The organism is Paenibacillus ferrarius (assembly GCF_002027705.1).
GTDB classification, from domain to species: Bacteria; Bacillota; Bacilli; order Paenibacillales; family NBRC-103111; genus Paenibacillus_E; species Paenibacillus_E ferrarius.
Genome location: NZ_MBTG01000006.1, coordinates 205,010 through 217,856 on the forward strand (window position 1 = coordinate 205,010; position 12,847 = coordinate 217,856).

The following is a 12,847-nucleotide window of genomic DNA, read 5'->3' on the forward strand; positions in this document are numbered from 1 at the left end:
TTTAGAGGGGGCAGCCTGATCATGATTGTATCCTGGGATGATGCGTATACGCAGCCAGTCATTGATTTATGGAACGAGGAAGCCGTGAAAGATGGCTACAAAGAATTGTCGCCGGCAAGCTTTGAAGCGATATTCTTGTCTAACCCTTATTTTGACAGAAGCAAAACCTTTGTCTTATTGGTCTCGGATCAAGTCCATGGCTTTGCTTGCGGATGTACGGGCGATGACCTTCCTCTGGGAGATGTTGCCGGATATATCACCTGTCTTGTGCTGTCCAGTGAGAGTAGATCGGATGAAAACTATAGACGGATGTTAGATGCTTTGGAGATGAGCTTTCAACACGCAGGAAAAAAACAAGCGGACATTCTCTTCTTTAATCCGATGTTATTGCCATGGTATATCCCCGATACGCCCAAGCATGAGCATAATAATGCACCGGGTGTACCGGTAGATAGCCGGTTATACGATTTTTTGCTTGCTGAGGGATACACGGAACGGGCCAAGCAATGTGCGATGTACCTGAATCTCTCAGGCTTCACCATCCCGCAGGAGATAAGAGCCAAGGAAGACAAGGCTGCTGCTCGGGGGTACAAGGTGGAGTTGTTTGATCCGGAGCGTCATTACGGCGTGAAAGAAATGCTTAATGGCTTTAATAATTTACTATGGCAAAAGGAAATCGGGCAATGCGCGGCAGACAGCGTGCCAGTGGTCATTGCTGCATATAAAGATCAAGTGATCGGATTTGCAGGCCCTGTCATTCGCCAAGCGAACGGCCGAGGTTATTTCGCTGGCATCGGCGTGCTTCCAGAGCATGAGGGACATGGTCTGGGCAGTATTCTTTTCTTCAAGCTTTGTGAAGCTTTTCAGGCAATCGAAACCGACTATATGTCGCTTTACACAGGCAGCACGAATCCGGCGATTCGCATTTATGAAAAGGCTGGGTTCAAAACCGTCAAACAATTTTCTATCATGAGAAGGGAGTTTGTACAATGAGTGAAGAAAAGCTAACGATTCTGGCCATCGGTGGCCATGTAGGCGATATGGAATTAACGGCAGGAGGCCTGTTGGCAAGCCATTCGTTGAAAGGCGACCGGATCGTGACCTTGGCGCTGACAGCCGGTGAACGCGGCGTTCCCGCTGGCAGAGATAGAATGGAATACCGCGAGCAGAAAGTTAATGAGGCTAAAGGTTTTGCCGAGATGCTTGGCGGGGAATCGTTCGTCTTCGACATTCCCGATGGCGAACTCCAGGATAATGATGAGATGCGCTTCCGCGTCTGCGATGTGATTCGGCAGGTACGCCCGAATGTGCTGATTACCCATTTCAAAAACAGCATGCACAAAGACCATATGACAACGCATCGCATTGTGAATGACGCTCGGTTCTATGCCGGCCTGTCTTCGTTTGAGCGAGAGCTTCCTGCGCATTTTGCATCCAGACTGTATTATGCCGAGAATTGGGAAGATGCCGTTGACTACAAACCCTATATCTATGTAGATTTTTCAGAAGAAGCTTATGACTTGTGGGTGAAGGCGGTTTCTTTGCATTGGTTCGTAACTGGCAGCAAATCTTTCCCTTATCTGGAATACTACAAGCATCTAGTCCGGGTTCGCGGGATTGAAGCTAGGAAGCAATATGCGCAAACCTTCATGATTCCCGAAGAAAATATGCGTGTTTTCAAAACTGAATTATAAAAATCTAACGAACCTCTACAAGCGGCCGCTCTCTCTAGAACGCCCTCGATAGAGGTTTTCTACATCAAACAGGAATGAGGAGCATTTATGATCCTTAACGGCATTGATTGTATTCAGCAGTACGCTCAGCTTTTCAAAGGGAAACGACTGGGGCTCATAACGGCGCCTTCTGGATTAGACCGCAATTTCGCATCCACGATCTCGATTTTGCACGAACAGTTCAACCTCGCAGCCCTATTCTCCCCGGAACATGGCGTTCGTGGCGATCAAGCGGCTGGTGCCCTGGTAGAAACCTATTTGGACCCGATCACACAAGTACCTGTGCATAGTTTATATCGTAAAGATTCCAAGCGGCTAAGTCAGGCTCATCTGGATGAGGTCGATATGATCGTCTATGATATTCAGGATGTGGGTACCCGGTATTATACATTTATTTACACGATGCTGTATGCTTTGGAAGACTGTGCAAAAGCAGGGAAGCCGTTCGTCATCTTGGACCGCATCAACCCACTGGACGGGGTGACAGTTGAAGGCAATCTGCTCAAGCCGGGCTATCAATCCTTTGTCGGCAATTATCCGCTTTGCGTACGGTACGGTCTGACTGCCGGCGAGGTGGCTATTATGGCGAATGACCAGATGAACTGGCAGTGCGAGCTGCATGTGGTACGCTGCGAGGGTTGGGAGCGGAAGATGCTCTTCCCTGAAACAGGCCGCCACTGGGTCATGCCATCTCTGGGAATTCCCCGCTTTGACACGGCGCTGCTGTATCCCGGCACCTGCCTGTTCGAAGGCACCAATATGTCGGAAGGCCGGGGGACCACGGTTCCATTTGAAATTGTCGGGGCTCCGTTCATTGACGCTCAGAAGCTGGCCGACGAAATGAACGGCAAGAAGCTGCCAGGGCTCGTATTCCGTCCGGTCTATTTCAAGCCTACTTTTTCCAAATTCGAGGGAGAGTCTTGCAGCGGCGTGCAGCTTCATGTGCTGGATGCTCGCGCGTTTCGACCTTTGGAAACCGGTATTTCCCTGATGTATACCATGAAGGACAACTACGAGCAATTCGCTTTTCTGCCGCCTGTCAAAGAGGGATCTAGACCTTTTATTGATTTATTGGGCGGAGATAAGCACTACCGGGAAGCGGCGGTCGATGTTCCGAGTTTATTGGAGCAATTCCGTGAAGAAAGCCGGCAATTTGCCCAGATGAAAAAGCAGTATCACCTATACGAATAAATGCATTTCGGCAAAAAGGAAGTGATCAGATGAACAGATATGTGGCGGGACTGGATGGCGGTGGTACCAAAACTGCGGTGAATGTAGCCGATGACAATGGCAGCTTGGTACACACATTTACATCAGGGCCCATTAACTATAACGGACAAGACGAGTTAAGCATCCAGAGGAGCTTTCAGGAAATTTTCAATACGATTGCCCAAGTTTGCGGCGGACTATCGCATTGCGCGCAAGTCGTCATCGGGGCGGCGGGTGTCAGCAATCCTATGGTTGCCGCAAAGCTTGAAGCCAATGTCCGGGCATGCGGATATCAAGGAGAGCTGCTCATTACGGGCGATCAAGAGACGGCTCTTTGCGGTGCGCAGGAAAGCGAGCACGGCATCATTCTTATTGCAGGTACAGGTTCTATATGTTATGGCAAAAATGAAGCTGGCGAGGCTCACCGCAGCGGTGGTTATGGCTACCTGATTGATGATGAGGGCAGCGGCTACAGCATCGGCCGGGATCTGCTTGCCGCCTTGGTGCGCTCAGAGGATGGTCGTCTGCCAAGAACTGTGATCTCTGGGTTGGTCTATGATCAGCTCCAGATCTCAACGGTGCAGCAAATTGTCGGATTTGTGTATGACAAGCAAACCAACAAAAAGGATATCGCTGCGCTTGCTCCCATCCTGTCGGCTGCCTGCGAGCAGGGCGATGAAGCAGCTTTGAGCATTGCGGCCAAAAGTGCAGGAGCCTTATTCGAGCTGGCAGTTCCCGTCGTGGAGAAGCTGTTTCTGGACCAAGGATGCCTTGCGATGGCTGGCAGTGTGCTGCTTAAGAATACTTATGTACAGCAAGCTTTGGTCAATCGACTGAATGAAAGCTATCCGGAATTAATCTGTATGACGGCCAAACAGGATGCAGCCAGAGGTGCTGTATGGATGGCGTTAAACCGTTTGAATAAATAAGTGAAAGCCGATTTGCTCGGCAATAGCAGCAGGTAGAGGTTTGCTCATGAGGGAGAGGGATAAAGAATGACAAAGATTCAAGCAATGACGCTTCGGGAGAAAATTGGGCAAATGCTGCTCTGCGGTTTTGAAGGCACGGAAGTAACAGAAGAGCTGAAGGCGCTCATTACCGAACACCGCATCGGGGGTGTTATCTATTTTGCGCGCAATGTGGCGAATACCCAGCAAGTTGCCGGGTTATCCAACCAGCTGCAGCAGATCGCGATGGATGCCGGTGCAGCGCCTCTCTGGATTTCGATCGATCAAGAGGGCGGCATGGTTGCTCGGATTACGGAGGGGATCGCTTTAATGCCTGGGCAAATGGCGCTGGCTGCTGGAGCAGATGCGAGTGCGGGATTAAATCACGCTGCTCATGCGGCATATGAAGCTGCATGGGTATCCGGAACGGAGCTAAGGGCGCTTGGGATCAATATGAATTTTGCTCCGGTGCTGGATATTAACAACAATCCGGACAATCCTGTCATTGGTGTCCGCTCATTTGGTGAATCCAGCAAGCTTGTAGCTGAATTCGGACAGAAAGCAATAGCGGGCTTTCAAGATGCCAATGTCGTTGCAACCGCCAAACATTTCCCAGGGCATGGGGACACAAGTGTAGACTCGCATCTGGATTTGCCAACGATTCAGCATGACCAAGAACGCATTCGCTCTGTGGAGCTAGTCCCTTTTGTTCAAGCGATCGAAAATGGTGTTGATGCGATTATGTCTTCGCACATCTATTTCCCGGCACTGGAGTCAGAGAAATTGCCGGTGACTTTATCCAAATCGGTCTTAACCGGCCTGCTTCGCGAGGAACTTGGCTACGAGGGTGTAATCATGACCGATTGCATGGAAATGCACGCTATTTCCGAGCATTATGGCACGGTCTCAGCGAGCGTTATGGCGGTCGAGGCCGGTGCTGATCTCATTCTGATCAGCCACCGACGCGACCTTCAGATTGAGGCTATTGCGGCAATTGAGCAAGCCGTAAGCGAGGGACGTCTAACAGAAGCGCAGATTGACGCTTCCGTCAGCAGAGTGCTCGCGCTCAAGGAGCGGCGCGGTGTGCTTGGGCCGCAGCTTGGCGAAGCGGCTGAAGTTGGAACGGAGGCGCACTGCGCCGTTGCGCAGCGCCTCAGCGAAGCGAGCATCACGCTCGTCAAGGACGAGCGGCAGCTGCTGCCACTGCGCCGGACGAGAACGCTCGCGATCGCCGTGGCCGCAGCCGTTTCGTCGGGCGTCGACGAAGCCTATGCAGGCCCTGCGAGCTTGGGAGCTGCGCTGACCGAGCACGGACTTGACGTGATCGACCGCGTGCTGCCGCTGCAGAAGGTTGGCGAGCTTCGCGAGGCGGTTCTTGCTGACGCGGCGCATGTGGAGCAAATCGTCATCGGGACGTACAACGCAAGATTCCATCCCGCGCAAGTCGAGCTGGTGCGCGACCTGCAGGCGCTTGGCAAGCCGCTGGTCGTCGTTGCGCTTCGAGTGCCTTATGATCTGCTGGAGCTGCCGGACATATCGACTTTCGTTGCCGCTTATGAAAGCCGCCCGCTGGCGCTGCAAAGCATAGCCAGATGCTTGCTTGGCGAGCTGATTCCGCAAGGCCGCTTGCCGGTCTCGCTCGGGACTAGCTACCCTGCGGGCTGGAAATGGGGGGGCGGGCTATGATGCTCCGTACACTTTTGAACCAAACATCGCTGACAGTAGCTGGCATCATGTCAGGTACTTCCCTTGACGGCATCGATGTAGCCATAGTCCATATTGATGGCTGCGGCGTCGATGCCAAAGTCCGGCTGCTGCACTTCGAAAGCTTCCCTTACGAGGACGAAGTCCGAGAGAAGCTGAAGCAATTATGCTCCATCGAGCATTCCAATTCAGCCCTTTTGTGCGGCATGAACTTCGCGATTGCCGAGCGCTTCGCTGAAGCGGTTCGCAAGACGGCGGCAGCTGCTGGGATGAAGATGGAGGAGATCGATCTCGTCTCCACCCATGGGCAGACCGTGTGGCACATTCCGGTGGCGGATGAGGCAGATCCTTATCTGCCGAAGTCGACGCTGCAGATCGGCGACTTGTCCGTTCTCGCCAAACGGACCGGAATACCCGTCGTAGGTGATTTCCGCACCGCCGATATGGCTGTCGGCGGCCAAGGCGCTCCACTTGCGCCTTACGGCGACTTCATCATGTTCCGCGATGCGGCCAAAGGGCGCATCCTTCAAAACATAGGCGGGATCGGCAACTGTACCGCGATTCCAGCTCAAGGGACGGAAGTAACAGCCGCGAACTTCCCGACTTCCGTCTCAATCGAAACCGGCAATCTGATTGCTTTCGATACGGGTCCGGGGAATATGATCATGGATCAAGTGGTCTACGAGTTGTCCGAGGGTCGGCTTACCTATGATGCAGATGGCGCATGGGCAGCGAGTGGGCAAGTGAACAAAGAGCTGCTTGAGGAGATGCTGGCGCATCCTTATTTCACGCAGCTTCCTCCGAAGACAACGGGGCGCGAACTATTCGGCAAAGCGTATACCGCCGCATGGCTCGATGCTGCTTCGGGGCGCGGGCTTGCTCATGAAGATATTGTCGCCACAGCAACAGCGTTTACGGCACATTCCATCGCACGCGCGTATAAGGATTTCATCTTCCCGCAGTGTTCTATTGCGGAAGTGATCGTGAGCGGCGGCGGGGCGCGCAATGCCACCCTGATGCGCATGCTGCAAGAGCTGCTCCCAGACCAAGCCGTCCTAGCTTCGGACGAGATGGGCATCTCCGGCGATGCCAAGGAAGCCATTCTGTTTGCCCTGCTGGGCAACGATTGGATTCACGGCGTACCGAACAATTTGCCTTCGGCGACAGGCGCTCAAACGTCAACAATTATGGGCAAGTTGGCCTTGCCGTAGGTTGACGTGGGAGTGAGGAGGCTGTTTCGGGGGAACGCCACGGAGTTGGCGTGAGCCGGCGAAAACCGCCGAGTCAGCAGCCGATGTGGAGTGAATGAGCTGTGAGCCTATGTGAGCCTGCCAAAAAGGCAGTCTCGCGAGTGGAAAGCAGGGAAACGGCACGGAGTTGGCGTGAGCCTGCCAAAACCGCCGTCTCAGCAGCCGATGTGGAGCAATGAGCTGTGAGCCTGCCAAAAAGGCAGTCTCGCGAGTGAAAAGCAGGGGAAACGGCTCGAAGTTGGCGTGAGCCGGCGAAAAACACCGTCTCAGCAGCTGATGTGGACTGAACGGCCTGTGAGCCTGCCAAAAAGGCAGTCTCGCGAGTGAAAAGCAGGGGAAACGGCACGGAGTTGGCGTGAGCCGGCGAAAACCGCCGTCTCGGCAGCCGATGTGGAGTGAATGAGCTGTGAGCCTGCCAAAGCCGCCGACTCGGCGGTCCATATAAAAACAAACAGCTGCGAGGTGTCTGAAAGAGACGCCTCGCAGCTGTTTTTATTTGGTAGAGCTCACCTGAAGCAGGTGGGCTTCTTTGGTTTTGTTGAAGTGTGTCAAGGTGAAGAGATAGTCACCTTGGTAGTAGCTGTTCGTGTAGGTGTCAGCGCCTGCGCCTGCAGCAGCAAGCTCCATTACGGTGTAGCCTGCCTCGTTAGGCTCGCCGCGCTTTTTGACGGTCTCGATGACGGGCTGCAGCAGCGCCAAAGGCTTCGAGCCCCAAATGCTGAGAGAAGTGACAACGGCCTCCTTCGGATTGGCCTTGGACGGCTCTACCAGCAGCGACAGCTGGTAGGCCGGATAACTCAGCAGCAGCTTGACGGCTGCTGTCGGTGCCGGGTCGGCCTGACCCGCGGCCGGCCCTTCCGCAACGGCGCCTGCGGCCGCCGTTTCCGCGGTTGCAGCGGGCGCCTCCTGGCCCGCAAGCATGACGCTGGCATCCTGCAGCGTCACCTCCCCAGGTTTGCCCAGCAAGTCTTCGACTTTCTTGCTGGACAAACCGAGGAAGCTCTGCAGGCTGACGTAGCCGCCTGCAAAAAAGCTCCGCAGCAGCGGCGCGCCATCTGCGTCAAACAAAGTGCCAAGGCCGTCATAGACGCCAGCCTTGAAGTCGCCCTTGTAGACGAGTTTGCCCAACTCGTCATAGCCTTCACCGGCACCGCTTAGGGTGCCGCTTTGGAACGTGCCTTTGAAACGAGGCACGCCTTTGTCGGTGAACGAGGCGCCTTCTCCGCTGTATGTGCCTGCAAGGAACTGGCCTTTGTATTTGATCAGGCCGTTCGCGTAGAACTCGGTGCCATCTCCGGAATAGCTGCCATTCTTAAAGCCGCCTTCATAGACGAGCAGGCCTTTCGGATCAAAAAGCTTGCCAGCACCGTTATACTGACCCGCCGCGAATTCACCTTCATAGAGGGCGATGCCGCCTGAGGAGAAGAGTTTGCCTGCCCCATTGTAGAGGCCGCCGTTAAACGCGCCTTCATATAAGAGATCGCCGCTGGGCGCAAACAACTTCCCGGCCCCGCCGTATTTGCCATTTTGAAACTCACCGATGTAGAGTACTTTCTGGTTCTGATCATATTGCGTGCCTGCACCATTAAAGGTGTCTCCGACGAAAGCTCCTTTGTACTGCATCGTACCGTGCTCGTTATAGAGCGTGCCGCTGCCGGATTTCTGGCCTTTGTCGAAATCACCTTCATAGGCGAGTTGACCATTTTTGTGGAAAAGCTTGCCTTTCCCGGCATAGAGACCATCAACCAAATCCCCTGTATAGCGGGCATCCTTGTCTGTGCCTACCACTTTGCCGCTGCCGGAGAAGCTCGTTAATTTCGTTGAATTCTCCTGAAGAACAGGCACGCGGTTCAACCATTTATTCACAATCGCCGGCGGGCGGATGAAAATAAAGAAGAGAAGTACGAGAATAAACAAAGTGATGAACAGAAGCAATCGTTTGGAGATGTAGTAGGAGCCGACCAGCACGTAATTCTTAAGTGAGGTCTCGCGTGTCTGGAGCATAACCCGGAGGATTTGCTGAAACTTAATGATCGCTAGTTTAGGCAGCCTTCCAATCGTTGCGATGGCTTTCATAACATGGCCGATGAAGGGTGCGACGACGGGCCTTAGCACTTTTTCAATGGTTTTAATCGGCTGGATCTCCAACTGTGTTCACTCCTAGTGGGGATAATTAATGAGGTTGTTCATTAAGCAAGTTAAGGAACTTGTATGGTCATTTGGCCAGGTTGCTGAATTTGAATGACGCCGCCCCAGTTGCACATGCATTTGGAGGAATTGTTCAGAGCGGGCATATTCGCGACGAGTACGGTCGGTGAGCCTGGAGCCCAAGGCGCAGCGGTTACAGGTACGCAAGGCATAGGCGTTAAAACGCCGAGCGCAGCCGCAGTTGCCGCGGCAACCATCGGATTCGCCGGTGAATTGCACATGCCGAACGGCAAGATGTTGACCATGGGCTTATTATCCATAATGTTGGCAATCGGCATGGCGGTCATGACCATATTGGCCGGAAGCACCATTAAGGTGCCGGGGGCAGCGCCGAAGGAGCATTGCAGCATCGCTCCGCCGCAAACGAGATTTCCCATATGTATTTCTCCTAGTTAAGAAGTTGTCATATTTTTCGCAAGTTTCTATTACTTTCATACTACTAGAAAAGCAGATAACCAGCAATCTATTACTATATTCGATGGAATTCGCTAAATTTCTCCAAAAGAGAGTGCGAGAGTTAGAGAGATATTGTACTATAAAGAGAAGAGTAGTACGGAGCGGAGGGGTTCATCGTGGCAAGGGGAAATGGAGTAAAATGGGGGCTCGTTCTGCTTCTTGGGGCGTCTTCTTTCTTAACGGCAGGCTCCAGAGCAGAAGCTGCAACAGTAAAATCCTTAACGATGGCGGAAGCGATGGATCAAGGTGTGAAAATAAGCCCTTTGTTGCGGGATGCGCGGACGGAAATTTTGAAGAAAAAGCTGGAGCTGGAGCAAGCGCAGCATGCAGTCAAGAGCGAGGAAGCGAAAGCTTCCGGGCTTTTTGCCAAGCCGCATAATTTGAGTCAGGATCTGACGATCCGTTTGAAGGTGCCTGAAGCGAGCAAGCAGCTGTATATCGCGCAGGAAACGCTGCGGCAATCCATGAATGGGGTGCGTATTGATGTACAGAAAGCGTATTTAACCGCTTTTCAGGACGCATCGGCGGAAGATCAGGCCCGGAGCAAATGGGAAGAAGCGAAGGCAGCTGTAGATACGGTAAAAAAGAAGCGTCAATTCGGACTCGCCGACGAGGCCGAGCAGGATAAAGCGGATAAAGCCTTGGAGAAGGCTTCCTCTGACTACAAACAAGCACAGCTGGCAGCCAAAGCAAGTCGATTGGCGCTTGGCAAGCTGCTGAACATAGATATGGAGAATAAAGTCGAGTTCACCTTTGAATCGGATTATGCGGATCTGACTCAACAGCAGTTGCCTATTTATAGTGCAAAGGCACTAAGCTCGTCACTCAGCTTGCTCAAAGATACAGAAGATCGCCGATTAGCGGATAATAAGCTGAATACAACTCGTGATCTGTACAGCTCCAAATTCGGCTCCGCACGCATGAAGGTAATTGATGGACTGTACAAAGCTCAGGATGTAGACATGGAGCTGTTCCAAGCCAGCTACGAAACGACGCTTGCTCAGGTGAAGAAGGATTGGGAAGGTTTCTTTATGCTGCTTGGCTTCATTCCGATTCCGAAATCACTGCTTCAAGGGGAGTTTGATGGACTTCGTTATTTAGATGATCTGAGGGACGCCCTGCCGATTGCGACAATGGAGCAGAATAAGGCGATGCTTCAGGAAAAAGAAAGCCGCAATGCTGTAATTGCTGCTGTGAGGCAGTCCTTTTTGGAAGCAAAAGGCGCGGAAGAGAGCTATGCGCAGGCGCTGCGCGATCGTGACAATGCCAAAAGCAATTTGGACAAGGCTGCCCAAAAAGTGAAGCTAAGCTTGATGAAAACGGATGAGCTGCAGGTGTTCAAAGAGGCAGTGAGATCCACAGATCAACAAGTGCTTTCAGCGCAGGTTAGTTACAAAACAACACTCGGCAAGCTGGATCTGGCTACCGGAGGAGCTGTAGAGAAGACGCTCCAGAAGGGGATTCTGCCCTATCGCAATCTGGATGATGGACTGGCGGCAGCCAAGCCGCAAAAGCCCAAAGCGCCTGTGGGAACTTGGAAGCTGAAGCCGGCCGTTGGTCCTTTGCTAAGTGATTTCAGCGTGACAGTGAATAAGAAGCTCGGTGCAACGGAGTATGCCGTGTTTACCAAAGAAGGTCGGGCGATTGGCAAACGGATGAAGATGACGAAGCCAACTCGGAACCTAACATTGAAGTTTAGCCATATAGAGAACCTTAAAGTTGTTCTTTACCATAAGGGGAAGAAGCTGGATGAGTTTCTTTTGGAGGGGAAAGGCAATGCGGGGCAGCTTGCGGCTGCAAGCGCAGGGGACGGCACTCCTGCCGGTTCCGGAAGCGGGGCATCTGAGGGAGCAGGGAGTGAAGCTGGGGAATCAGAAGCTGCTGGATTAGGGACTGTGATCATCGGTGCTTACAAAATTCAACTCGACGCATTGACCCCTACGGCCTATCAGGCAGCCTCGGCAACGATCGCGAAGTCAGGGCAGGGCATGTACTTTCAATCCGAGGAAGCCGGAGCCCCGTGGATTGCTCTGGATACTGTCGTAGACCCTAGTGCTTTAAGCGATCCTGCCAGCTCGGCCGTTCTTTCCAAGGAAGCGGCGTCAGCTTTGAAGGTAGCCGTTGATATAGCCAAGCCTGGTGCTATCGCATCTGTAGAAACGCCTGCACAATTGCAGCAGGAGATTGATACGTTAAAGAAAGATATCGTCAAGCTGGAAGCGGCGAAAGCCGCAGCCGTTACGGACATGAAGCTGGCCGATATCGTCGATTTGGCGGTACAGCTGAAGGATGCACAGGCCCGGCTCGGGATGCTGGAAGCGCTGCTGGGCGGCGACGCCGCAGCTGCGCTGAAGCAGATGGAGCTTGTGAACAACCCGGACGCGCTGATCGCAGCGCTGTCCGAGGAAGCCACCGCACCGCCGGACGGTGGCGGTAGTCCTGGCGGCTCTGAGCCAGCCGCCGGGAATGCGGCCAGCGAGGATCAGCTGGCCGAGCAGGCCGAGCTCCAGCAGATGAAGCTGGAGCAAGCCATCGCCGCCGGCGAGCCGGGCGCGGCAGCAGCTGCGCTGCAGCCGCTGCTGGCGACGCAGGCGCAGCTCGCGGATGCGCAAACCGGCGCATCCACAGGCATAGCTTCGCTCGCAGAGGCGAAGCAGAAGCTCCAAGCTGCGCTTAGCGCAGCGCAGCAGGATACCGAGCGGGTCGCGACGCTGACCCGTTCGCTGGCGGCCGTCGACGAGGCGGTGCAGTCGATGGAGAAGGATGCGCTGTTCGCGCAGCTGGCTGCTGTGCAGGAGGTGGCGGCTGAGCTGCCGCCTGATGCTGCCGTGCAGCCGCTGCTTGAACAGCAAGTCACTAAGCTGCTCGGGAAGCTGCAGCAGCAGGAGAAGGCGAAATACAGCGCAGCGGAGCTTGAAGCGCTGGCTGACCTGTCCGCTAGGTTGGCGGACACCAAAGCGATCGACATTCAACCTATTGCGGCAGAAAATGTCCTTTCGCCGAATATTTACATCAAATTCGACGCTCCGCCTGTTATAATAAACGGGCAGGCCTATTTACCTATACGATCGGTGTCCGAATCGTTCGGAGCGGCGGTGGATTGGGCGCAGGATAGCATGACGGTAACCGTCAGCTCAGAGTCTGCTACTATCACCTGCCGAATCAACGATGCCACGGCTTACATAGATGGCGAGCCTTTCCAGATCGAAGCTCCGGCGCTGCTTTTGGCCGGAAAGACGTATGTGCCATTAAGGTTCATATCTGAATCCTTGGGCCTACAAGTCGATTGGAATGCGCCAACCCAAATCATTCAGATTGCTAATTAAGAGGAGATTAAAAA

At 53.5% G+C, this 12,847-nt stretch carries 9 protein-coding genes; 7 read left to right on the top strand and 2 right to left on the bottom strand.

Annotation, left to right across the window (positions count from 1 at the left end; all coding sequences use genetic code 11):
• Window positions 1–21: 21 nt before the first annotated feature.
• From BC351_RS08200 to BC351_RS08225, 6 genes are all read left to right on the top strand, one after another.
• Window positions 22–993 (top strand): GNAT family N-acetyltransferase, encoded by a 972-nt coding sequence (locus tag BC351_RS08200; RefSeq protein ID WP_079410585.1) that lies wholly within the window; start codon window positions 22–24, stop codon window positions 991–993.
• On the top strand, window positions 990–1,694 hold the full coding sequence (locus BC351_RS08205; RefSeq protein ID WP_079410588.1) for a PIG-L deacetylase family protein: 705 nt from the start codon (window positions 990–992) through the stop codon (window positions 1,692–1,694). The genes BC351_RS08200 and BC351_RS08205 overlap by 4 nt, the downstream gene beginning before the upstream one ends.
• 87 nt (window positions 1,695–1,781) lie before the next feature.
• The gene (locus BC351_RS08210; RefSeq protein WP_079410590.1) at window positions 1,782–2,924 is read left to right on the top strand and encodes an exo-beta-N-acetylmuramidase NamZ family protein; all 1,143 of its coding nucleotides are present in this window, start codon (window positions 1,782–1,784) and stop codon (window positions 2,922–2,924) included.
• A gap of 29 nt (window positions 2,925–2,953) precedes the next feature.
• Window positions 2,954–3,871 (top strand): N-acetylglucosamine kinase, encoded by a 918-nt coding sequence (locus BC351_RS08215; RefSeq protein ID WP_079410593.1) that lies wholly within the window; start codon window positions 2,954–2,956, stop codon window positions 3,869–3,871.
• 66 nt (window positions 3,872–3,937) lie between these two features.
• On the top strand, window positions 3,938–5,575 hold the full coding sequence (gene nagZ, locus BC351_RS08220; RefSeq protein ID WP_079410596.1) for a beta-N-acetylhexosaminidase: 1,638 nt from the start codon (window positions 3,938–3,940) through the stop codon (window positions 5,573–5,575).
• Window positions 5,575–6,804, top strand: coding sequence for an anhydro-N-acetylmuramic acid kinase (locus BC351_RS08225; RefSeq protein ID WP_425270909.1), 1,230 nt, complete (start codon window positions 5,575–5,577; stop codon window positions 6,802–6,804). The genes nagZ and BC351_RS08225 overlap by 1 nt, the downstream gene beginning before the upstream one ends.
• A gap of 531 nt (window positions 6,805–7,335) precedes the next feature.
• Here the strand turns inward: BC351_RS08225 and BC351_RS08230 are convergent.
• Both BC351_RS08230 and BC351_RS08235 read right to left on the bottom strand, forming a co-directional pair.
• Complete coding sequence (locus BC351_RS08230; protein ID WP_079410601.1) at window positions 7,336–8,991, bottom strand: MORN repeat-containing protein; 1,656 nt, start codon at window positions 8,989–8,991, stop codon at window positions 7,336–7,338.
• Window positions 8,992–9,041: 50 nt separating this feature from the next.
• Complete coding sequence (locus BC351_RS08235) at window positions 9,042–9,428, bottom strand: DUF4280 domain-containing protein (protein WP_079410603.1); 387 nt, start codon at window positions 9,426–9,428, stop codon at window positions 9,042–9,044.
• Window positions 9,429–9,623: 195 nt separating this feature from the next.
• Here BC351_RS08235 and BC351_RS08240 point away from each other — a divergent pair, with 195 nt between their 5' ends.
• Window positions 9,624–12,833 carry a stalk domain-containing protein gene (locus BC351_RS08240; RefSeq protein WP_079410606.1) on the top strand — a complete coding sequence of 1,070 codons (3,210 nt, stop codon included), beginning with the start codon at window positions 9,624–9,626 and terminating at the stop codon, window positions 12,831–12,833.
• Window positions 12,834–12,847 lie beyond the last annotated feature (14 nt).

Coding starts and splice junctions, on each gene's coding strand:
- BC351_RS08200 (WP_079410585.1), top strand. CDS start 22: ATGATTGTATCCTGGGATGATGCGTATACGCAGCCAGTCATTGATTTA.
- BC351_RS08205 (WP_079410588.1), top strand. CDS start 990: ATGAGTGAAGAAAAGCTAACGATTCTGGCCATCGGTGGCCATGTAGGC.
- BC351_RS08210 (WP_079410590.1), top strand. CDS start 1,782: ATGATCCTTAACGGCATTGATTGTATTCAGCAGTACGCTCAGCTTTTC.
- BC351_RS08215 (WP_079410593.1), top strand. CDS start 2,954: ATGAACAGATATGTGGCGGGACTGGATGGCGGTGGTACCAAAACTGCG.
- nagZ (WP_079410596.1), top strand. CDS start 3,938: ATGACAAAGATTCAAGCAATGACGCTTCGGGAGAAAATTGGGCAAATG.
- BC351_RS08225 (WP_425270909.1), top strand. CDS start 5,575: ATGCTCCGTACACTTTTGAACCAAACATCGCTGACAGTAGCTGGCATC.
- BC351_RS08235 (WP_079410603.1), bottom strand. CDS start 9,428: ATGGGAAATCTCGTTTGCGGCGGAGCGATGCTGCAATGCTCCTTCGGC.